The sequence below is a fragment of the Microbacterium sp. NPDC055903 genome (assembly GCF_053615555.1).
Genome location: NZ_JBSHCA010000001.1, coordinates 286,039 through 307,921 on the forward strand (window position 1 = coordinate 286,039; position 21,883 = coordinate 307,921).

A 21,883-nucleotide genomic window follows, 5' to 3' on the forward strand; every position below is an offset into this window, starting at 1 on the left:
TCTCGCAGTTCGCTCAGCCCTTGACCGCACCGGTCAGACCGCCGACGATGCGGCGCTCGAAGAGGCTGAAGAAGATCAGGGCGGGCAGCATCGACAGCGAGGTGTACGCCAGTACTCGCGCGGTGTCCACGGAGTACTGCGAGGCGAAGCTCTGCACGCCGAGCGGCAGCGTGAACAGGTCGGGGTCGTTCAGGATGAACAGCGGGAGCATGTATCCGTTCCACGCGCCGATGAAGGCGAGGATGCCTACCGTGATCACGCCGGGAAGGCTCAGCGGCACCACCATCCGCCAGAAGAACCCGAGGCGCGATGCCCCGTCGATCGATGCCGCCTCCTCGAGCTCCTTCGGGATCGCCTTGAGGAACGGTACGAGGATGATGATCGTCGTCGGCAGGGCGAAGGCGATCTGCGGGAGGATGATGCCGGCGAGGTTGTTCACCAGCCCGAGATTGCGGATCAGCAGGTAGAGCGGGGTGATCGCCACCGTCGCGGGGAACATCAGCCCCGCCGCGAACAGCGCGTACAGGGCCGCCTTGCCGCCGAACTCGTACCGCGCGATGACGTAGCTCGCCATCACGCCGAGGGCCACGGTGCCCACGGTCGTGCCGATCGCCGAGATCGTGGAGTTGCGCATGGCGGTCCAGAACTCGGGGCTCACGAGGACGTCGGTGTAGTTGGCGAGCTGCCACGGAGCCGGCCAGCCGGAGGGGTCGACGGTGATCTGCGCGTTGGTGCGGAAGCCGCCGATGATGATGTACAGCACCGGGGTGATGCAGATCGTGATGAGCACGAGCGCGAGCAGATACACCCCTGGGCTGCCCCATCGGATGCCGGAGGCGGATCTCCTGCTCCGCGCGCCCATCCGCCCGCCGGAGCCGACGGCCTGGATCGCGACGGAGGTCTTCAGTGTGTCGGTCATCGCCTGCGCGCCTTTCCGCTGTCGCCGGTGAGTGCTCCCTCGGTGTCGCGTCGGAGCACGAAGCGCTGGTAGAGCAGCGCCACGACGAGCGAGATGAGGAAGAGCATCACGGCGACCGCGTTGCCGAAGCCGTAGTTGCCGGCCAGATGACCGTTCTGGTACATGTACGTCGCCATCGTCGAGGTGCCGGCGGTCGCGGCGATGTACTGCCCCCAGATGATGTTGACGAGGTCGAAGAGCTGGAGCGAGCCGATGATCGACAGGAACGCCCAGATGCGGATGGTCGGCCCGAGCAGCGGCAGGGTGATGCTCCACTGCGCCTTCCAGAAGCCGGCGCCGTCGATGGCCGCCGCCTCGTAGAGCTCCTCCGGGATCGACTGCATGCCGGCGAGCATGAGGATCACGGCGAAGCCGATGTACTTCCAGGTGATGATGATCATCAGCGACCACATCGCGATCGACGGGTCGGCGATCCACGATTGCGCGAGGTGGCCGAGACCCCACTTCTCCAGGAGGGAGTTCAGCGCGCCGGCGTCCTGGAGCATGAGGCTCCAGCCCGTTCCGACGACGACCTCCGCGATGACGTAGGGCATGAAGATGAGGACGCGGATGACGCTCCGCCCGCGGATCTTCTGGTTCAGCAGCAGCGCGAACAGGATCGCGATCGGCCCCTGCATGACGAGCGAGAGCACCACGATGACGAAGTTGTGGGTGACGGCGGCGCGGAAGGTCTCGTCCTGCAGCATGAGGACGTAGTTGTCGAAGCCGACGAACTCGGTGGGCCAGCCGAAGCCGTTCCACCGGAAGAAGCCGTAGAAGGCCGCCATCGCCACCGGGAAGATGACGAAGCCGACGAAGACGAGCAGAGCGGGGCCTGTGAGGAGGGCGATCTCGCCGCGCTTGCGCCAGTCGGGACGCGGCGTCCGCCTGGCCGGGATCGAGGGCGTCTCGATCCCGGCCGGCGTGCTCCCCACAGGTGCCGAGGTGTCCCCCGGCGCCTGGGTTCGTGTCATGATCCGGCTCAGCCCCTCGCTGCGGCGTTGGCGATGCCGTCCACGAGCTTCTGCGGATCTCCCTGACCTGCGAGCATCTCCACGATGCCGGTGTTCAGGGCGTTTCCGACGTTCTGCCCGAGCGCGGTGTCCAGCCAGAGCGAGACGTATGGCGCCTGGCTGTACGCCTCCATGAGCGGGACGAGGGACGGGTCGGTGACCGCGCCGGTCGCGTCCTGGTTGGCGGGGATGGTCTGGAAGGCGGTGGCGTACTTCTCCTGCCATTCCTGCGACGACACGAAGTTCAGGAACTCCTCGCACGCGGCAGGCGAATCCGCCGAGCAGGAGTAGCCGTCCACACCGCCCATCATGGCGCCGGCGGCACCGGCGCCGCCGTCGACCTCCGGGAACGGGAACCAGCCGAGATCGGCCAGCGGCTGCTGGTCGGGGGTGAGGCTCGCGATGACGCCGACGTTCCAGGCGCCCATGAGCTCCATGGCGGCCTTGTGGTTGGCGACGAGGCCCGCCGACGAGTTGGCCCCCTGCTGTGCGGAGGTCGTGAGGAACCCGTCGTTGAAGGGCTCGGTCTCGGCGAAGTCGGCGAGGTTCTCGGCCGCCTCCAGCCAGCATCCGTCCGAGAAGTCGGGGTCCGTCGCGAGGTTCTGCACGACGTCCTGATCGCACGCGCGCACCGCGAAGAAGTAGTACCAGTGCGCAGCGGGCCAGGCGTCCTTCGCGCCGAGCGCGATGGGGGCGATGCCTGCGTCCTTGAGCTTCTGCACGGCATCCTCGAGCTCGTCGACGGTGGTCGGCTCTGTCTCGATGCCTGCTTCGGCGAAGAGGTCCTTGCTGTAGAAGATGCCGCCGGGCAGCACGGAGCTCGGCACGCCGTAGATCTTGCCGTCGACCGTGAAGGCGCTGAACGGAGCGTCGCCGAAGGCCGACGCCACATCGTCGTCGATGAGGTCGGTGAGGTCCTTCACCTTGCCGGCACTGACGATGTCGGCGAGCTTGCCGCCGCCGCGCGCCATGAAGATGTCCGGCATCTCGCCGGAGTTCGCCGCGGTCTGCAGCTTTCCGTCCATGTCCTCGTTCTGGATCGAGACGACCTCGATCGTCACGTCAGGGTTGGCCTCGTGGAAGGCCTCGGCCGCATCGGCCCAGTACTGCTTCCCGTCGCCGGTCGTCGAGTTGTGCCACATCGTGAGCGTGGTCGCGCCGCCTTCGGCCTCGCCACCGCCGGTGCCGGTGCACGCCGTCAGGCCGAGCATCCCCACCGCAGCCAGGGCCGCGCCGGCGACCCATGCCTTGCGCATCGTCATGCTGTGTTCTCCTCTTCATCGAGTCGTGCGGCCGAAACGCCGATTTGTTGCCAGCCACACCAATGTGTTGTGCGGCCCACTCTGACACCGCGACGCGCGCATGTCAAACGATATCGATAACGTTTTCTCTTCGTTAGGCTGAGGGTATGAACGCTCGCCCGACCATCACGGACGTCGCCCGCGCCGCCGGCGTCTCGGTCGCCACCGTGTCGAAGACGATCAACGGACGCGATGGCGTGTCCGCCGCCACGCACGCCCACGTGATGAGCGTGGTCGCCGAGCTCGGCTATGAGAGCTCGCTCGTGGCGACCTCGATGCGGCGCGGCCGCACGCACGTGATCGGCGTGCTCGTCGCGGAGTTCGAGCCCTTCGCACTCCAGCTGCTGCGGGGCGTCTCCACCGCCCTCCAGGACACCCCGTACGACGTGCTCGCGTTCGCCGGAACCGTGTCGGCGGGCGATCACACGGGATGGGAGCGCCGCTCGCTGTCGCGCCTGGGCGGGACGCTCATCGACGGGGCGATCCTCGTCACGCCGACCACGCCCGCTCAGGCGCAGGTGCCGGTTGTCGCCGTCGATCCCTACGCCGGCCCTGACGGCCCGGCGACCGTCGCCGTGCACAACGCCGACGCAGCCCGCGATGCGACCAGGCACCTCATCGAGCTCGGGCATCGCCGCATCGCCCACGTCCGCGGGCGCACCGATCTGGCATCCGCACAGCAGCGCGAGAGCGGGTACCGTTCGGCGCTCGATCAGGCGGGCATCCCCTTCGATCCCCTCCTTGTCGTGGACGGCGGCTATCGTGCGGCGGCGACGACGGAGGGCGCTCGCGCACTGCTCGATCTCGACGAGCCTCCGACGGCGGTGTTCGCGGCGAACGACCTGTCCGCCCTGGAGATGATCCGCGTCGCCGAGGAGCGCGGCCTGAGGGTGCCATCGGATCTCTCGGTGATCGGCTTCGACGACATCCCCGAGGCGGCGGCCGCGACGCCGCAGTTGTCGACGGTGCGCCAGCCGCTGGGCGAGATGGGGGCCGCCGCGGTGCGGATGCTGCTCGGGATGCTCGACGGAGGGACGCCGGAGCACGTGCGCATGCCCGCCGAGCTCGTCATCCGCGCCTCGACGGCTCCGATCCGCCGCTGACGACCTCGCCGCGCCCGCAGCATTGCGCTCCCCGCGCTGCGCTGATATGTTTTTGCTCACAACAATTCACCATCGACGTTGAAAGCGATGCAGCCATGTCCCTCACTCCCACCCGCGATGACAAGTTCTCCTTCGGTCTCTGGACGGTCGGCTACAACGGCACCGATCCCTTCGGCGGCCCCACGCGCCCCGCGCTCGACGTCGTGCACGCGGTGGAGAAGCTCGCCGAGCTCGGCGCGTACGGCTTGACCTTCCACGACGACGACCTGTTCGCCTTCGGGTCCACCGACGCAGAGCGCCAGACCCAGATCGATCGCCTGAAGGGCGCGCTCGCCGACACCGGTCTCGTCGTTCCGATGGTCACGACCAACCTCTTCAGCGCCCCGGTCTTCAAGGACGGCGGCTTCACCTCGAACGACCGCGCCGTACGCCGTTACGCGCTGCGCAAGGTCTTCCGCCAGCTCGACCTCGGCGCGGAGCTCGGCGCCAAGACCTTCGTGATGTGGGGCGGCCGCGAGGGCGCCGAGTACGACTCCGCCAAGGATGTCCGCGCAGCGCTGGAGCGCTACCGCGAGGCCGTGAACCTGCTCGGCGACTACGTCACCGACAAGGGGTACGACATCCGCTTCGCGATTGAGCCGAAGCCCAACGAGCCCCGCGGCGACATCCTGCTCCCCACGCTCGGGCACGCCATCGCCTTCATCGACTCGCTCGAGCGCTCCGAGCTGTTCGGCGTCAACCCCGAGGTCGGTCACGAGCAGATGGCCGGGCTCAACTTCACCGCGGGCATCGCGCAGGCGCTCTACCACGGCAAGCTCTTCCACATCGACCTCAACGGTCAGCGCGGCATCAAGTACGACCAGGACCTCGTGTTCGGCCACGGCGACCTGCACAACGCCTTCTCGCTCGTCGATCTGCTCGAGAACGGCGGCCCGAACGGTGTGCCCGCTTACGACGGCCCCCGCCACTTCGACTACAAGCCCAGCCGCACCGAGGACGAGACCGGCGTCTGGGCGTCGGCGGCAGCCAACATGCGCACCTACCTGCTGCTCAAGGAGCGCGCCGCGGCCTTCCGCGCCGACCCCGAGGTGCAGGAGGCACTCGCCGCCGCGCGCGTCGACGAGCTCTCCGTGCCCACGCTGAACCAGGGCGAGAGCTACGACGACTTCCTCGCCGACCGCAGCGCCTACGAGGACTTCGACGCGAACGCCTACCTCGGCGGCAAGGGCTTCGGCTTCGTTCGCCTCCAGCAGCTCGCCACCGAGCACCTGCTCGGCGCGCGCTGATGACGCTGGTCGCGGGCGTCGACTCGTCGACGCAGAGCTGCAAGGTCGTCGTCCGCGACCTCGACACCGGCACCGTGGTCCGCTCGGGGCGCGCCTCGCACCCCGAGCGGACCGAGGTCGACCCGTCCGCGTGGTGGGAGGCGCTCACCGAGGCGCTCACCGAGGCGGGAGGTCTCGGTGATGTCGACGCGATCGGCATCGGCGGCCAGCAGCACGGCATGGTCGCGCTCGACGCAGACGGCCGCGTGATCCGACCGGCGCTGCTGTGGAACGACACCCGCTCGGCCGATGCCGCCGCCGCGCTGGTCGACGAGGTCGGCGCCGAAGCGCACGCGGCCCGCACCGGCCTCGTGCCTGTGGCCTCGTTCACGGTCACCAAGCTGCGCTGGCTCGCCGACGCCGAACCGGAGAACGCGGCGCGTGTCGCCGCTGTCGCGCTGCCGCACGACTGGCTGACCTGGCGACTGCGCGGCTACGGTCCCGCGGACGAATCGCCGCTCGGCCCCGTGCTCGACGAACTCGTCACTGATCGCTCGGACGCCAGCGGCACCGGCTACTTCGACCCGGTCGCCGACGCCTACGACAGAGAGCTGCTGAGCCTCGCCCTGCGTCGCGACGCCGCAGACGTCATCCTTCCCCGCGTCCTCGGCCCTGCCGAGCACGTGCCTGGCCCGGACGGCATCGTCGTGTCAGCCGGCGCCGGCGACAACGCCGCAGCCGCCCTCGGCATGGGGGCCGTCGCCGGCGATGTCGGCGTCTCGATCGGCACCAGCGGGACGGTGTTCGCGATCACCGAGGCCGCGATCGCCGATGCGTCAGGCACCGTCGCCGGCTTCGCCGATGCGGCGGGAGGCAGACTCCCGATCGTGACGACCCTGAACGCGGCACGGGTCTTCGACGTGACGGCCGCCCTCCTCGGTGTGGACCACGAGGAGTTCTCCCGCCTCGCCCTGTCCGCAGCGCCAGGAGCGGCGGGCCTGCATCTACAGCCCTGGTTCGAGGGCGAGCGCACGCCGAACCGCCCTGATGCGACGGCGACGCTCTCCGGGATGACCCTGGCCTCCACCACGAGGGAGAACCTCGCCCGCGCCGCGATCGAGGGGGTGCTGGGCGGCCTGGCCTTCGGACTGGACGCCATCCGCCGCCAGGGCGTCGAGGTGCGACGCATCCTGCTCATCGGCGGCGCAGCGCAGAGCCCTGCCGTCGCGGCGATCGCCGCCGAGATCTTCGATGCACCCGTGGTCGTCCCCGAGCCGGGTGAGTACGTCGCCCAGGGCGCGGCCATCCAGGCCGCCTGGGCTCTGAGCGGCACCCGCCCCGCGTGGTGAGCTGATCCGCTCGTCCTGCCACACCCGCCCGTGACAGGATGAGCGGATGCCGAAGACGAGGACGCCCCGATGATGCGCGGGCTCGCGGCGATGCAGGACAGAGGCTTCCGCTGGTTCTTCATCGCACGTGCGATCACCCTGATCACCGGATCGATGTCGTCGATCGCGCTGGCCTTCGCCGTCCTGGAGATCGACAACGATGCCCGCTCGCTGTCGTACGTGCTCACCGCCTTCACGGTGAGCAACATCGTCTTCATCCTCTTCGGCGGCGTCATCGCCGACCGGATGCCGCGAGCGCTGATCATCCAGAGCTGCTACGTCGTGGACATCCTCTCGGTCGGCACGATGGCGACGCTGCTGTTCACGGGGACGGCGACCGTGCCGTGGCTCGCCCTCCTCGCCGTCGTCAACGGCGCCTCCTCCGCGTTCGTGCTGCCCGCGATGCAGGGCATCATCCCGCAGCTCACGACCCCTGAGCATCTGCAGCAGGCCAACGCCATGCTGTCCTTCGTCCGTTCCGCGGTCACGATCGGCGGCCCGGTGATCGCGGGGATCCTCGTCGCCACGGCGGGGCCGGCGTGGGCCATGGTCGTCCAGGCGCTGGGCTGGCTGATCGCCATCCCGATCCTCGCGCAGGTGCGCCTGCCTCCGCCGGCCGGAGTCGGCGGCTCATCGCTGCTGCGCGATCTCCGCATCGGCTGGAACGAGTTCTGGGGCCGGTCGTGGCTGTGGGCGGTCGTGCTCGCCTTCATGGTCATGAACGCCGTGCACGTCGGCGCCTGGGGCATCGCGGGGCCCTACATCGCGAAGAACGACGATCTGCTGGGCATCCAGGGCTGGGGCTGGGTCGTGAGCGCGGAGGGCGTCGGCGTGCTGGTCATGACGCTGCTGCTGATGTGGGTACCGCTTCGCCGCCCGCTGCGCCTCGGGATGCTCGGGATGGCGGTGTTCGCGATACCCCTCACCGTGCTGGGGCTGCACCCCGCCGTCGTCCTCCTCGTGATCGCGGCCTTCATCGCCGGCGCGGGCATGGAGGTGTTCCACACCGGCTGGAACGTGGCGATGATGGAGAACATCCCCGGTGACAAGCTCTCGCGGGTGGCCAGCTATGACATGCTCGGCAGCTTCGTGGTGATGCCGATCGGGACGCTCGTCTACGGCTGGCTGATCACGCATGCGGATATCCGCACCGTGCTCACGGTCTCCGCCGTCGTCTACGCGGCGTGCGCCCTGTCGGCCCTCGCCGTGCCGTCCGTGTGGCGCATGGGCAGGACGCAGACCTCACCCGCGCAGGTGGCGGACTCATAGGATCTCCGGCCAGACTGGGGACATGACCTTCGCCGCACTCCAGCCCCTCGCCGATCGCGCCGCGCTCTTCGCCGCCCTGCGTCAGGACGCGCTCTCCAGCGCCACCGACGCCCTCGGCGACAACCGCTGGGACGCGGACATGACCGCGGGAACGCTGACGTTCACCTCGAACGAGGACGCCACCCGACAGATCGTCGCGCGCCCGCACCTCATCGCGACGCTCGCCCCGGGGCCGCGGTCGCTGCTGTGGGCGTGGGCGCACCCGCAGGGTGATGCGCAGGGCGTCGCAGCGCAGCTGCGCGATTACGGCCGGCAGTACGGCATCGCCGAGCTGTCCGAGGCCGAGCTGCCCTTCCCGACCGAGGCACCAGCGGATGCCGAGGAGTGGATCGCGCAGGCGGCGCATCAGATCGGCGCCGTCGCCGTGGAGATCACCGGGCGCTCCCCCTATTACTCGGCTCCCGTCGGCGGCGGCACCCGCGCGGTGTTCCTGCTCGACGCGCCGGTGGAGCCGGTCACCGTCGCTGCGGCGACCCTGGTGATCCCCCGCATCCTCGCGGATCTCGCGCTGAACGACGCGCGCTCGGCGGTATGGGACGCGGCGCGGCTGGCCGGGTGGAACCTGCAGTGGACCGACGAGGCCTTCGGCGGTGCGGTGGTCAGCGACGCCACGGGATCGACGACGTTCCGCTTCGACGAGCAGGCGCGCATCACCGGCATCGAGGGCTCGCTCGCCCCTGCCGCCGGTTGAGCCGAGCAGGCGCAGGGTCGTTCCGGCGGGGGCGTGCGCCGGGAGGTCACGCGCGGCTAGCATGACCGCATGAGCGCCCTCGATCTCATCCCCGCCGGCACCGTGTTCACCGAGGACGACATCGTCGTCTACGCCGACCGCGAGAACCGCACCCTCGACGAGGCGATCGCGGACGCGGACGTGCTCATCAGCTGTCCCCACGCGGGAGCTGCGATCCCCGAGGAGATCGCGGAGTTCCTCTCCCCCGCGCTGACCAGGCGGCTGCAGTACGACTTCACCGACGTCGCGACCGACGCGATCGTACGCCGCTGGGCGGCCGAGGACCCGAAGGTCGTCGCCGTGCTCAACCCGCACCCGCGACTCGTCCGCGACCCCAACCGCGCCAAACCAGCCGATGTGGCCGCGGACCTCACCGCGGCGATCGAGCGCACGAGGGCCGCCGGCGCATGGCAGAAGGTGGATCTCAGCGGCGTCGACGCGATCCGCCCCGTCACCTTCTCGTTCTTCCCGATCCTCGAGGTGCCGGAGGCGGATGCCGGGCTGCACCGGCTCGTGGAGACCTTCGTCGAGGTCGGAGAGCGCGGACTCGGCGTCTACGAGCGCATCCGGGACGATCTCACCGAGCGCTTCCTGGCACGCCGCCTCGAGCACGGCGGCCGCTTCACCCGGCTCTCGTTCCACGACACGATGAACACGACGACGACGAGGGAGGGCGCCGTCGTCGTCGCGCGCGAGGAGAAGGATCGGCTCCCCCGTGTCGTCGCGCTCTCGAACCGCGGTGACACCGCGGGCGAAGAGCGGGACCCTGCCGATCCGCCCACCATGTCGCCCACCCGGCTGCGCGCTCTCGCGGAGGCGCACCGCGCCGGCTTCCGGGTCGACGACCCGGCGGATGTCGCCCTGAACACCCCGTACCTCGGCAGCCAGGAGATCCTGTCGGCCGGACGGCGCTTCGCGGAGCTCACCGAGCGAGCAGATGCCGTCGGAGCGCAGCTCGACGCCGTCCAGGCGGAGTTCCTCCGCGAGTACCTGCTCGGCGATTCCGCCACTGCCGAACTGCACCGCGCGGGAACGGACTGGATCACCGAGGACCCGCAGCACGTCGCAGCGCTCGCGGCGGCCTGCCGCCGCACCTGGGACCTGTACCGGCAGCTCTGACGCTCAGCCGCCCCAGAGCACCCCGAACAGCGCCCCTGCGCCGATCGTGGTGACGGCCAGGACGAGCGTCGGCACGAAGAACGAGTGATCCACGAGCTTCGTGCCGAGCTTGGTCGTGCCCGAGGTGTCGAAGTTCGCCGCGGCGATCTGCGAGCCGTTCGTCGGCAGGAGGTAGATGCCGGCGAAGGCACCGGCCCACATGCCGCTGAGCAGGCCGAGCGGGATGCCCGCGGCGAGACCGATGGGGACGATCGTCCTCGTGGCGGTGGACTGGCTCGTGGTGAGCACGCAGACGAGGAAGACGCCGAGCGCGAAGATCCAGGGAGCCGCTCCGACCAGCCCGCCCACGCCGTCGGCGATGAGCTCCGTGTGCGCCGAGAGGAAGGTGTCGGTGAGCCACGCGAGACCGAACAGGGCGATGGCCGACACCATGCCCGCCTTGAAGACGGTCGCGGTGGGGACCTCGGCGACCTTGGGCCTGGACACGAGGAGGATCACGGTTCCCGTCAGGAACATCACGATCTCGATGATCGGCGTCATCCCGACGGGGTCGCCTGCGGCATCCAGCGGGCGGATGCCTTTGAACAGGCCGAAGGCGACGATGACCAGAACGCCGAGAAGGAAGGTGATCGCGGCATTGCGTCCCGCCGTCGTGACCGTGACGTCCGCCTTCACCTCGGCCGCTCCCGCGCGAGGCGGGGTGAGCTCGCCGCGCGCGATGCGCGCCTGGACCTCCTCGTCGTCGGCGAGGTCCTTGCCGAGCCGGTTCACGACGAACGAGGAGAGCACGATGCCGACGATGGCCGCAGGGATCGTGACCTTCAGGATGTCGATGAGCTCGAAGTCCCACGGCGCCGTGTCGGTGAGGGTCACCATCGCCGCCATCGCCGCGGAGACAGGGCTGCACGCGAGCGCGACGCCGGTCGCCACCACCGAGAGCGACAGCGGCCGAGACGGGCGGATGCCGTTGCGGTAGGCGAGGTCCTGGATGACGGGCAGCAGCGGGTAGAGGATGTTCGAGGTTCCGGCCCCGACCGAGAAGAGGAAGGCGACGAGGGGCGCCACGAGAGTGATCTGCTTGGGATTGCGCGCGATGAGCCTGGCCGCGACCGACACCATCCAGTCGATCCCGCCGGCGACCTGCATCATGGATGCGGCGAGCACGACCGAGAGCACGATGAGCAGCGCGTCCACCGGAGGCGATCCGGGCGAGAGCCCGAAGACGAAGACGAGGATGGCGACGCCGGTGCCGCCCCAGAGGCCGAGCCCGACGCCGCTGGACCGCGTACCCATCACGATGCATCCGAGGACGACGAGCAGCTGAAGCACGAACAGGGCGATGTCCACGGGTCTCCTCCGGTCGTCGAACGCGCTCAGCGTACCGGTATATCGGAGCGTCGCGCACTGTGCGAGGCTGAAGGCATGAAGAACTGGCTCGTGCGCGTCGTCTCGCTCTACGCGTTCAACGTCGTCGTCCTGCTGCTCATCGGCTGGCTGACCCCGGTCAGCGTGGGCTGGGCGGTGCTCTGGGCGGCGATCGTGCTGACGGCGGCGACGCTGGCCCTCAAGCCGCTGCTGCTGCGCATCTTCCGCGGCGCGGCGGCGAAGTCGGCGACCTCCAGGACGAAGGCGGGCGAGAAGACCGTGCAGTACGTGCTGGTCTTCCTCGTGGAGCTGATCGTGTGGGTGCTGACGGTGTGGCTGAGCGGCGTGGGCGTCACCGACTGGTTCTGGGGCTATGTGCTGCCCCCGGTGATGCTGCTCATCGCCTGGGTGATCTACGACCGGGTCGACGACCGCATCGAGGCCAAGGCCTCGGAGCTGTACGACGCCGTCCAGACCAGGGTCGGCGGCCGCACGACAACGCCCGGTGCAGGCGCGGCGACCGCGCCGGCGACCGACGCGCAGTCGACCGACGCCGCCCGGAGGGAGCTCGATGATGGGCTCACCCCCGAGCAGCGGCGGATGCTCGACGAGCTCTGATCAGGCGGTCTGCGCCGCGCGCTCCGCGGCCTCGACGACGTTCGTCATGAGCAGGGCGACGGTCATCGGACCGACGCCTCCGGGGTTCGGCGACAGGTAGCCCGCGACCTCGGCCACATCGGGGTGGACATCTCCGAAGACCTTGTTCTTGCCGGTCTCCTGGTCGGTCTCGCGGGTGACGCCGACATCGAGCACGGCCGCGCCGGGCTTGACGTCCTCCGCGCGGATGAGGTGCTTGACGCCCGCTCCGGCGACGATGACGTCGGCCTCGCGCAGGTACGGCGACATGTCCGGCGTGCCGGTGTGCACCTGCGTCACCGTCGCGTTGATGTCGCGCCGGGTGAGCAGCAGACCCATCGGACGGCCGATCGTGACGCCGCGACCGACGACGACGACGTGCTTGCCGTTCAGGTCGTAGCCGTTGCGCATCAGCAGCTCGATGACGCCCCTGGGCGTGCACGGCAGCGGGGTGCGGATCGGGGCGTTGACGTTCAGCACGAGACGGCCGAGGTTCGTCGGGTGCAGCCCGTCGGCGTCCTTGGCAGGGTCGATGCGCTCCAGGATCGCATCCGTGTCGAGGTGCTTCGGCAGCGGGAGCTGCACGATGTAGCCGTGACAGGCAGGATCGGCGTTGAGCTCGTCGATGAGGGCGAGCACCTCTTCCTGCGTTGCGTCGGCTGGCAGCTCGCGCTGGATCGAGTTCATCCCGATCGCCTCGGACTGGCGGTGCTTCATCCCCACGTAGAGCTGGGATGCCGGATCGGCGCCGACGAGCACGGTGGCGATGCCGGGGACGATGCCCTGCTCGGCCAGGGCCGCGACGCGCTCGGCGAGCTCGGCCTTGATCGCCGCCGATGCCGCCTTGCCGTTGAGGACGACAGCGGTCACTGCGCGAGACCCGGGTAGAGCGGGAACGCCGCTGCGAGCGCGTCGACACGCGCTCGGAGCGCCTCGACGTCAGCGCCGGGCAGCAGCGCGAGCGCGATGACGTCGGCCACCTCGGTGAACTCGGCGTCGCCGAAGCCGCGGGTGGCGAGCGCGGGCGTGCCGATGCGCAGACCGGAGGTGACCATCGGCGGGCGAGGGTCGTTCGGCACGGCGTTGCGGTTCACCGTGATGCGGATGTCGTGCAGGAGGTCCTCCGCCTGCTTGCCGTCGATCTCGGCATCGCGCAGGTCGACGAGCACGAGGTGCACGTCGGTCCCGCCGGAGCGGACCTTGATACCCGCAGCGGCGACGTCCTCACGGCCGAGGCGCTCGGCGAGGATGGCCGCTCCGCGCAGGGTGCGCTCCTGGCGCTCCTTGAACTCGCCGGTCGCGGCGAGCTTGAACGCCGTCGCCTTGGCGGCGATCACGTGCATGAGCGGGCCGCCCTGCTGACCGGGGAAGACGGCGGAGTTGATCTTCTTCGCGAGGTCGGCGTCGTTGGTGAGGATGAAGCCGGAGCGCGGGCCGCCGATGGTCTTGTGCACCGTCGAGGAGACGACGTGCGCGTGCGGCACAGGGTTCGGGTGGACACCCGCGGCGACGAGCCCGGCGAAGTGCGCCATGTCGACCCAGAGCAGCGCGCCGACCTCGTCCGCGATCGCGCGGAAGGCGGCGAAGTCGAGCTGGCGCGGGTACGCCGACCAGCCGGCGATGATGACCTTCGGCTTGTGCTCGATGGCGAGGCGGCGGACCTCGTCCATGTCGACGATGGAGGTCTCCGGGTTCACTCCGTAGGCGACGATGTCGTACAGGCGGCCGGAGAAGTTGATCTTCATGCCGTGGGTGAGGTGGCCGCCGTGGTCGAGCGAGAGGCCGAGAAGGGTGTCGCCCGGCCGGGCGATCGCGTGCAGGACGGCCGCGTTGGCGCTCGCACCGGAGTGCGGCTGCACGTTGGCGAACTCCGCGCCGAAGAGGTCCTTCGCGCGCTGCATGGCCAGCTCCTCGGCGACGTCGACCTCTTCGCAGCCGCCGTAGTAGCGGCGACCGGGGTAGCCCTCGGCGTACTTGTTCGTCAGCACGGAGCCCTGCGACTGAAGCACCGAGACGGGGACGAAGTTCTCCGAGGCGATCATCTCGAGGTACCCGCGCTGGCGGTTCAGCTCGCGCTCGAGGACCTCGGCGATCTCCGGGTCTACCTCGGACAGCGGGGCGTTGAAGTACGGATCGGTCATGGCGCTCTCTTTCGTTCGAAATCGGTCGATGATCACGTCCGCCCAGCGCACGTGTCCACACGCATCGGCCCAGGCGCGCGGTCGAATTCCGTAACGGTCGCTCCCCGGTGGTGACCCACCCAGACGCCAGTCGCGACGGTTTGAGCATAGCCGAACTTCCCCGCCCCCGCTCTTGGCCGCAGACCCGTCTGCGGGTAGGTTTTGTTCATGGTCCTGCCACTTGTCCCGATCCCCTCGTCCGTCATCGAGGACACCGGTGTCCTCGCCCTGACGACGGCCAGTCGCATCCTCGCCGACGAAGAGACGCGCGCCACCGCGGTCGTGCTCGCCGAAGCGGTCCAGGAGCGCGCCGGGCTCCGCCTCGACACCGCATCCGGCGAGGCGTCTGCCGCAGACATCGTGCTCCACGCGACCGGCGACCTCGGCGAAGGCTACCGGCTCGTCATCGGGGATCGCGTCGAGATCGCCGGCGGCGAGGCCGGACTCTTCTACGGCATCCAGACCCTGCGTCAGCTGCTCTCCGCAGACGGCGTGCTCCCCCGTCTGACGATCGAGGACGCACCCCGGTTCGCTCACCGTGGCGTGATGCTGGATGTGGCGCGCACGTTCTTCGACCTCGACACCGTGAAGGCGTTCATCGACCGCGCCAGCGCCCTCAAGTTCAACCGCCTGCACCTGCATCTCACCGACGACCAGGGGTGGCGCATCGAGGTCGAGAGCCGTCCTCTGCTCGCCGAGCGCGCCTCGACGACGGCTGCGCTGGGTCGGCCAGGCGGCTTCTTCACCAGGGACGACTACCGCGAGATCGTCTCGTACGCCGCGGCGCACCACATGATCGTGATCCCTGAGATCGACCTCCCCGGCCACACGCACGCGATCGGTGTGGCCCACCCTGACCTCGTGGAGGAACCCGTGCTCGGCGAAGCCCTGCTCGCCCAGTCCGCGCAGCTGGGCCAGCCGCTCCCCGTCAGAGGAGAGCCGTACCAGGGCTGGGGCGTCGGGCATTCCTCCGTCCGCATCCACCACGCGCCGACGTGGGAGCTGCTGACCGACGTGCTCTCCGAGATCGCCGAGCTCACCCCCGGCCCCTACCTGCACATCGGCGGAGATGAGGCCCTCGGCACCGACCCTGCCGACTTCGACGCCTTCATCGAGCGCGTGACAGCCCTGGTGACGGCGCTCGGCAAGACGCCGATGGCCTGGCACGAGGCCGGGTCCGCGGACGTCGCGACGGGAACGATCGGGCAGTTCTGGGGCAGCGCGGCGCCGACCGCGCAGCAGATCGCGCACGCCAGGGCGTTCGCGGAGCGCGGCGGCTCCGTCGTGCTCTCCCCCTCGAACGTCGCCTACCTCGACCAGAAGTACGACGAGGCCTTCCCGCTCGGCCTCGACTGGGCTGCGCTCATCGACCTCGAGACGGCGTACGGCTGGGAGCCGTCAGGGCTCGTCCCCGGCCTGTCCGATGATGCGATCCTGGGCATCGAGGGACCGCTCTGGGCCGAGACGCTCGCCTCGCTGGACGACATCGATCAGCTCTTCTTCCCCCGCGCCGCCGCCCTCGCCGAGATCGCCTGGTCGCCCGCTTCCGCGAAGGGCTGGGAGGGCTTCCGCGCCCGGATCGGACGGCTCGGCACGGTATGGGACGCCGCAGGATGGGGAGGGCACCGCCCCTTGGAGATCGACTGGAGCGCCCGGTGAGCTCCACCCTGATCCACTCCGTCCGTGTGGTCTCCGGCGACACGGACCTCGAGGACGCCTGGGTGCTCTTCGAGGACGGGCGCGTCAGCGACGTCGGCCGTGGCGAGCATCCGCCAGCGCAGACCGTCGTGGACGCGGTCTCGGATGCCGAGGAGGGCGCGATCCTCGTGCCCGGATTCGTGGACATCCACGGCCACGGCGGCGCAGGCGCCGCCTACGACGACGGCGTGGAGGCGATCAGGACGGCACGTGCCCTGCATCTCGCCCACGGGACGACCCGCGCCGTGATCTCCCTCGTCACCGCTCCCGTGCCGGACCTCGCACGCCGCGTCGCCGACATCGCCGATCTCGTCGCCTCGGATTCCGGCATCCTCGGCTCGCACCTGGAGGGACCGTTCCTCGACCCCGGTCATCACGGGGCGCATGAGCCGTCGCTGCTGCGCAGCCCCACGCCGGAGGACGTGCAGCGCCTGCTGGATGCCGGACGAGGCACGGTGCGCCAGGTGACGGTGGCCCCGGAGCTCCCCGGCGGGATGGACGCGATCCGCCTCATCGTCGCGCACGGCGCGGCGGCGGCCGTCGGGCACACGGCGGCGGACGCCGAGATCGCCGTGCGCGCCTTCGACGCGGGGGCGACGATCCTCACGCACGCCTTCAACGCGATGCTTGGGATCCACCACCGCGCTCCGGGCCCCGTGCTGACCGCCGCGGCGGACCGCAGGGTCGTCCTCGAGGCGATCGCCGACGACGTGCATCTGAACCCGCTCGTGGTGAAGCTGCTGTTCGACACCGCGCCGGATCGGATCGCCCTCGTCACGGATGCGATGGCCGCGGCCGGCGCCGCCGACGGCGGCTACGACCTCGGCGCCGTGCGGGTCACCGTGCGCGACGGCATCGCGAGGACGGACGCCACAGGCGACATCGCCGGTTCGACGCTCACCCAGGACGTGGCCCTGCGTCGCACGGTGAGCGCCGGTGTGCCGCTCCCCGCGGCCGTGCGCGCCCTGACCTCGACCCCCGCGCATGCCGTCGGGTTCGGCGATGCGCACGGGCTGCTCGAGGCGGGCCGCACGGCGGATGCGGTGCTGCTGGACGCACGGCTTCGTGTGCGCCGCGTCTGGAGCGACGGCCGTCCCGTGCCGTGACCGAGGCGCAGCAGAAGGGGCTGGGAGGCCGCCGCGCTCCCCAGCGGCGGCGGCCTCGATTCCCCCTTGTATGGAGCAGGCGGGCTCAGGGGCTCCTCCCCCGAGGACCCCGAGCCCACCTGAACCGATGCAGTTGCCCCCTGCATCGGAACTGTTCGGACACCGCCCCCCGGTGGCGTCCTGCAGTGTTCTCCGATGTAAGGGACGGGCCGATCACGGATCCATTACGCGGAACACGAGATTTTTTCGGATTTTCTTTTCCGCGCCGTTCCAGGGAATCCGCTGCGACCTGGATCCGGGGCTGGCCAGGCTGGGAAATCGGAGAGAGAATGGCAGATGCGCGTGATGAGGATCCGATTCACGCGTCTCTTCATGTGAAGCCGACGAGAGCTTCACGACCTTGGGATGAACGTGTCTGATCTGAACCACTCCGACGAGCCGGTCGCCGACCACGAGCTCGTGCTGCGCACCCGCTCCGGCGACAAGAACGCCTTCGGCGAACTCTGGCGACGCCACTACCCCTCCGGTCTCGCGGTCGCACGCTCGATCACGTCCACGCTCGACCCGGACGACCTCGTCCAGGAGTCCTACACCCGCATCTACAACGCGATCCTCAAGGGCGGCGGGCCGAACGGCTCCTTCCGCGCGTATCTGTTCACCAGCATCCGCAACACCGCCGCGGCCTGGGGCAGGTCACGGCGCGAGACCGCGATCGACGAGATGGAGGCCGTCGCCGATCCGGACAGCTCGGACCAGGCTACGGAGGACGCGCTCGACCGCAGTCTCACGGCCCAGGCGTTCCGCAGCCTCCCCTCCCGGTGGCAGGAGGTGCTCTGGTACACCGAGATCGAGCAGATGAAGCCCGCGGAGGTCGGACCGCTGCTCGGCATGAAGGCCGGCGCCGTCGCCCAGCTCGCGTTCAGGGCGCGCGAGGGGCTGCGCGAGTCCTGGATCCAGGCGCACCTGAGGAGCGCGGAGCCCGGCTCCGAGTGCCAGTGGAGCATCGAGCACCTCGGCGCCTACTCGCGAGGAAATCTCAGCAACCGCGACCGCAAGCGCCTCGACGAGCATCTGGAGTCCTGCGCGCGATGCATGATCGTCGCCGCTGAGGCGAAGGACGTCTCCAACCGTCTCGCCCTCGTGCTTCTCCCGCTCGTCCTGGGCATCTCCGGGTCCGCGGCGTACCTCGCGACTCTCCAAGGCGGCGGCGTGCCGATCGTGGCGCTGGCGATGCCGTCCGGAGTCATGACCTCCGGCGCAGCCGTGACGGGTGGCGCAGGAGGCGGTCTGGGCGGCAGCGCGAGCGGCGGTGCCGGAGGATCTGCCGGAGTCACGGGCGGCGCGATGACGGGAATCGGTGCCCTCGTCGGTGCCGGCTCCGCAGCGCTCGTGGTGGCCGGCGTGGTGGCAGCTGCGGCGATCGTTCCCGGCCTCGTCGCCGCGCCGGCCATGACCTCGCTGCCGAGCGCGAGCGACCTTGCCGACTCCCCCTCGATCCCTGCCGAGGTGAGCCCTGACGACACGCTCGGGGATTCCGACGAGATCGTCCTCGATGAGGTCGTCGACGAGGAGGACGTCGTCGAGGATCTCGTGCCGGAGGAGGCTCCGCCTGTCGCCGCGCCACCGGCGGTGCCGTCGGACGGCGGCAGCGCCGGTGAGACCGCGCCCCCGACGCCGACGAAGCCCACCGATCCGACGGGCCCCACGGACCCGACCGACCCGGAAGGCCCCACCGACCCCGAAGGCCCCACAGACCCGGAGGGACCGACCGACCCCGAGGGTCCGACCGACCCGGAAGGCCCCACCGATCCGGAGGGCCCTGCGGTGCCGACAGCACCCGTAGAGGTCCGCTCGGTCGGCCTGTGCACTGTGGACGAGGGCGGTGTGCTCCCGAAGACGTACGTCAGTCTCGATGTGCTCGGAACTCCGGGCGCTGAGCTCCAGGCGCTGCTCGACGCAAGCACGGGCGGTGCGGACAACCAGGTGCTCGCCGACGACGGCACCGCGACGCTCAGCCTGCGTCCGAGCCTTTCGCAGATCCTCAGCAACGCGGACGTCGAGCTGCACTACGTCACCGTCGACGGCAGCGCGTTCCCGCTGACGACGACACTTTCCGGTCTTGGCGTGACGATCTTCTCCGTGCTGACGGCCCCCGACTGCGCCACGACCCCCTCGGACGACGCTGCTGCGGAGACGTCACCGGAGGAGGCCCCTGCCGAAGAGCCGACGTCCTCGACCAGCGAGGATGCTGCGCAGGCGGAGCCTGCTCCAGAAGAACCCGCCGTCACAGAGGCCCCGGTCGCAGAGACTCCTGCTGAGGACGTGCCCGCCGAGGAAGCACCTGCACCGGCCCCTCAGCCAGAGCCGGCTCCGGCTCCCATCGAGCAGGACGCGGCGCCCGCCTCGGAGGACACCGTCGCCTCTGCGCCGGAGGATGTCGTCGAGCCCGCCGCCGCTGCGGAGACCTCCGCAGCCCCCGTCGAGGAGCAGCAGGCGCCCGCCGAATAGACTGGAGGCATGACCTCGCAGACTCCGGCCGAACCGGGCGTGAACCGCCCGCGCATCACTCCCCTCGACATCGTCCGGGTCGTCGTCCTGCTCGTCGCGATCGCCTCGCTCGCCCTGTGGGGCCTGTTCACCTGGCCGCTGCCGTGGAACATCGTCGTCGGCATCGGCGCGCCGCTGGTCGTCCTCCTCATCTGGGCACTGTTCCTCTCGCCGCGTCCCGTCCTCGTCCTGCATCCCTTCCTGCGTGCCGCCGTCGAGCTGCTCGTCTACGTGGGGGTCACCATCGCCTGGTGGTCGATGGGACAGATCTGGGTGGGTCTCGGGTTCGCCGTCGTCGCGGTGGTGACCGGGTTGTTCGCAGGGCGCCGAGCGCTGGCATGACCGCACTGGGCCAGCTCCAGACGGCGCTCGGCGATCTCGTCGACGTCTCCGAGACGGCCCTGGAAGCGGCGCGCTCCGATCGCTCGGGCCACTCCGCCCCCGGACGCCCTCTCGCGGTGGTGCACGCCGAGACGGCGGCGCACGTCCAGGAGACCATGCGCATCGCCACGGCGACGAGGACGCCGGTGGTCGTCCGTGGTGCGGGCACCGGCCTCGCCGGTGCGGCCAATGCCGGAACGGGCGAGATCGTGCTCTCCACGCTGCGCATGAACCGCGTCCTCGAGATCCGGCCGGATGACCTGCTCGCCGTCGTCGAGCCGGGCATTCTGAATGCCGAGCTCAACGCCCTCCTCGCACCTCACGGGGTCTGGTGGGCGCCGGATCCGGCGAGCCGCGACATCTCCACGGTCGGCGGGAACATCGCCACCGGCGCAGGGGGCCTGCTGTGCGCGAAGTACGGCGTGGTGCGCGATGCGGTGCTGGGCGTCGACCTCGTCCTCGCGGACGGGCGTCTCATGCGACTCGGCCACCGGACGGTCAAGGGCGTGACCGGGCTCGACCTCACCTCGCTCGTGATCGGCTCGGAGGGCACACTCGGGGTCGTCGTCGGGGCGACGCTGAAGCTGCGCCCTCTCGCCGCCGGAACCACCTGCGCGATCGCGGCATCCTTCCCCACCGCGCGGGCCGCCGCCGAGGCATCCTCCGCGGTCACCGCCGCCGGCGTGCAGCCCGCGATCATGGAGCTGATGGATGCCTCGGCCCTCGCCGCCGTGCACCGACTCCTGTCTCTGCCCGCACCACCCCAGGGCACGTCCCAGCTGACGGTGCAGACGGACGGACCGGCCGCCGCAGAGGAGGCCGACCGGATCGCCGCCGTGCTGCAGCGCCTCGGCGGGAACGTCGTGCTCTCGCACGATCCCGCCGAGGGCGAGCGCCTGCTGGCCGTCCGCCGCTCCATGCACGCGGCGATGGCCGCGCTGGGGACGACCCTCATCGAGGACGTCTCGGTGCCCCGGAGCGCACTGCCTGCCATGTTCGACGAGATCGCCGCCATCGAGCGCACCTACGGCATCACCATCCCCACCGTCGTCCATGCCGGCGACGGCAACCTGCACCCGAACTTCATCGTGGACGGACCGGAGATCCCCGAGCGCATCTGGGATGCCGCCGGAGATCTGTTCCGCGCCGCTATCCGGCTCGGCGGGACGCTGACCGGCGAGCACGGCATCGGCACCCTCAAGAGCAAATGGCTTGCCGCCGAGCTCGGCGAGGACCAGTGGCAGCTGCAGCGGGAGATCACGCGCGTGTTCGACCCGCTCGGCATCCTCAACCCCGGAAAGGTCTTCGCAGAGCATGCCTGACATCCACGTGAGCGCGGCGATCATCATGGACGAGCACAGCAGGGTGCTCGTCGTCCGCAAGCACGGTACGACCCGCTTCATGCAGCCGGGAGGGAAGCCGGAGCCCGGCGAGACTCCGGCCGGGACGCTCGCCCGCGAACTCGAGGAGGAGCTGGGGCTCGAGGTCGCCGAGGACGAGCTCGAGCCGCTCGGCTCGTTCACCTCCTTGGCGGCCAACGAGCCCGGTCATCGCGTCATCGCCGACGCGTTCCGGATGCGGGCACGGCCGGAGGACGTCGCGGTGCAGGCGGAGCTCGCCGAGCTGCGCTGGATCACGCCGTCCGACGTCGCGAACACGCCGCTCGCGCCGCTGAGCGTGGAGCATCTGCTGCCGCTGGCATGGCCGGACGTGGCACTCGGCGCCGTCGGCTGACGGACGCTGCGCCGTCAGCCGTGCGCAGGA

19 protein-coding genes and 1 riboswitch are annotated in these 21,883 nt (G+C 70.1%); of the genes, 13 read left to right on the forward strand and 6 right to left on the reverse strand.

Annotated elements, in window-relative coordinates; translation table 11 throughout:
• Window positions 1-13: 13 nt before the first annotated feature.
• Genes ACWGJP_RS01355 through ACWGJP_RS01365 form a run of 3 tightly spaced genes read right to left on the reverse strand, consistent with a single transcriptional unit; the run spans window position 14 to window position 3,233 of the window.
• Window positions 14-862 carry a carbohydrate ABC transporter permease gene (locus ACWGJP_RS01355; RefSeq protein WP_452329478.1) on the reverse strand — a complete coding sequence of 283 codons (849 nt, stop codon included), beginning with the start codon at window positions 860-862 and terminating at the stop codon, window positions 14-16.
• A gap of 53 nt (window positions 863-915) precedes the next feature.
• Window positions 916-1,932, reverse strand: coding sequence for a carbohydrate ABC transporter permease (locus ACWGJP_RS01360; RefSeq protein WP_452327953.1), 1,017 nt, complete (start codon window positions 1,930-1,932; stop codon window positions 916-918).
• 8 nt (window positions 1,933-1,940) lie between these two features.
• Window positions 1,941-3,233, reverse strand: a complete 1,293-nt coding sequence (locus ACWGJP_RS01365) for an extracellular solute-binding protein (RefSeq protein ID WP_452327954.1) — start codon at window positions 3,231-3,233, stop codon at window positions 1,941-1,943.
• Between the two features lie 146 nt (window positions 3,234-3,379).
• Here ACWGJP_RS01365 and ACWGJP_RS01370 point away from each other — a divergent pair, with 146 nt between their 5' ends.
• The 6 genes from ACWGJP_RS01370 (at window position 3,380) to ACWGJP_RS01395 (ending at window position 10,206) form a co-directional block, all read left to right on the forward strand.
• A complete protein-coding gene (locus ACWGJP_RS01370) occupies window positions 3,380-4,375 on the forward strand; it encodes a LacI family DNA-binding transcriptional regulator (protein ID WP_452327955.1) in 996 nt (331 codons plus the stop codon).
• Between the two features lie 95 nt (window positions 4,376-4,470).
• Window positions 4,471-5,661, forward strand: a complete 1,191-nt coding sequence (gene xylA / locus ACWGJP_RS01375) for a xylose isomerase (RefSeq protein ID WP_452327956.1) — start codon at window positions 4,471-4,473, stop codon at window positions 5,659-5,661.
• Window positions 5,661-6,989 (forward strand): xylulokinase, encoded by a 1,329-nt coding sequence (xylB, locus tag ACWGJP_RS01380; RefSeq protein ID WP_452327957.1) that lies wholly within the window; start codon window positions 5,661-5,663, stop codon window positions 6,987-6,989. The genes xylA and xylB overlap by 1 nt, the downstream gene beginning before the upstream one ends.
• A gap of 69 nt (window positions 6,990-7,058) precedes the next feature.
• A complete protein-coding gene (locus ACWGJP_RS01385) occupies window positions 7,059-8,297 on the forward strand; it encodes an MFS transporter (RefSeq protein WP_452327958.1) in 1,239 nt (412 codons plus the stop codon).
• Between the two features lie 22 nt (window positions 8,298-8,319).
• A complete protein-coding gene (locus tag ACWGJP_RS01390; RefSeq protein ID WP_452327959.1) occupies window positions 8,320-9,048 on the forward strand; it encodes a DUF6882 domain-containing protein in 729 nt (242 codons plus the stop codon).
• A 69-nt stretch (window positions 9,049-9,117) separates the two neighbouring features.
• Complete coding sequence (locus ACWGJP_RS01395) at window positions 9,118-10,206, forward strand: N-formylglutamate amidohydrolase (protein ID WP_452327960.1); 1,089 nt, start codon at window positions 9,118-9,120, stop codon at window positions 10,204-10,206.
• Between the two features lie 3 nt (window positions 10,207-10,209).
• Here the strand turns inward: ACWGJP_RS01395 and ACWGJP_RS01400 are convergent, their stop codons facing one another.
• Window positions 10,210-11,553 carry an anaerobic C4-dicarboxylate transporter gene (locus ACWGJP_RS01400; RefSeq protein ID WP_452327961.1) on the reverse strand — a complete coding sequence of 448 codons (1,344 nt, stop codon included), beginning with the start codon at window positions 11,551-11,553 and terminating at the stop codon, window positions 10,210-10,212.
• A gap of 75 nt (window positions 11,554-11,628) precedes the next feature.
• Between ACWGJP_RS01400 and ACWGJP_RS01405 the strand changes: the two genes are divergently transcribed.
• Window positions 11,629-12,189 carry a hypothetical protein gene (locus tag ACWGJP_RS01405; RefSeq protein WP_452327962.1) on the forward strand — a complete coding sequence of 187 codons (561 nt, stop codon included), beginning with the start codon at window positions 11,629-11,631 and terminating at the stop codon, window positions 12,187-12,189.
• Here ACWGJP_RS01405 and ACWGJP_RS01410 read toward each other — a convergent pair whose 3' ends face one another.
• Both ACWGJP_RS01410 and glyA read right to left on the reverse strand, forming a co-directional pair.
• On the reverse strand, window positions 12,190-13,077 hold the full coding sequence (locus ACWGJP_RS01410; RefSeq protein ID WP_452327963.1) for a bifunctional methylenetetrahydrofolate dehydrogenase/methenyltetrahydrofolate cyclohydrolase: 888 nt from the start codon (window positions 13,075-13,077) through the stop codon (window positions 12,190-12,192). It abuts the gene before it with no gap.
• Window positions 13,074-14,348, reverse strand: a complete 1,275-nt coding sequence (gene glyA / locus ACWGJP_RS01415; RefSeq protein ID WP_452327964.1) for a serine hydroxymethyltransferase — start codon at window positions 14,346-14,348, stop codon at window positions 13,074-13,076. The genes ACWGJP_RS01410 and glyA overlap by 4 nt, the downstream gene beginning before the upstream one ends.
• Window positions 14,349-14,408: 60 nt before the next feature.
• A riboswitch (ZMP/ZTP riboswitch) is annotated at window positions 14,409-14,492 on the reverse strand.
• Window positions 14,493-14,555: 63 nt separating this feature from the next.
• Between glyA and ACWGJP_RS01420 the strand changes: the two genes are divergently transcribed.
• The 6 genes from ACWGJP_RS01420 (at window position 14,556) to ACWGJP_RS01445 (ending at window position 21,853) form a co-directional block, all read left to right on the forward strand.
• Complete coding sequence (locus tag ACWGJP_RS01420; RefSeq protein WP_452327965.1) at window positions 14,556-16,046, forward strand: family 20 glycosylhydrolase; 1,491 nt, start codon at window positions 14,556-14,558, stop codon at window positions 16,044-16,046.
• Complete coding sequence (locus ACWGJP_RS01425) at window positions 16,001-17,191, forward strand: N-acetylglucosamine-6-phosphate deacetylase (RefSeq protein WP_452327966.1); 1,191 nt, start codon at window positions 16,001-16,003, stop codon at window positions 17,189-17,191. The genes ACWGJP_RS01420 and ACWGJP_RS01425 overlap by 46 nt, the downstream gene beginning before the upstream one ends.
• Before the next feature lie 411 nt (window positions 17,192-17,602).
• Window positions 17,603-19,699 carry a sigma-70 family RNA polymerase sigma factor gene (locus ACWGJP_RS01430; RefSeq protein ID WP_452327967.1) on the forward strand — a complete coding sequence of 699 codons (2,097 nt, stop codon included), beginning with the start codon at window positions 17,603-17,605 and terminating at the stop codon, window positions 19,697-19,699.
• Window positions 19,700-19,708: 9 nt separating this feature from the next.
• Complete coding sequence (locus ACWGJP_RS01435; protein ID WP_452327968.1) at window positions 19,709-20,080, forward strand: YrdB family protein; 372 nt, start codon at window positions 19,709-19,711, stop codon at window positions 20,078-20,080.
• The gene (locus tag ACWGJP_RS01440; protein WP_452327969.1) at window positions 20,077-21,441 is read left to right on the forward strand and encodes an FAD-binding oxidoreductase; all 1,365 of its coding nucleotides are present in this window, start codon (window positions 20,077-20,079) and stop codon (window positions 21,439-21,441) included. The genes ACWGJP_RS01435 and ACWGJP_RS01440 overlap by 4 nt, the downstream gene beginning before the upstream one ends.
• Complete coding sequence (locus ACWGJP_RS01445; RefSeq protein WP_452327970.1) at window positions 21,434-21,853, forward strand: NUDIX hydrolase; 420 nt, start codon at window positions 21,434-21,436, stop codon at window positions 21,851-21,853. The genes ACWGJP_RS01440 and ACWGJP_RS01445 overlap by 8 nt, the downstream gene beginning before the upstream one ends.
• Window positions 21,854-21,883: the final 30 nt, after the last annotated feature.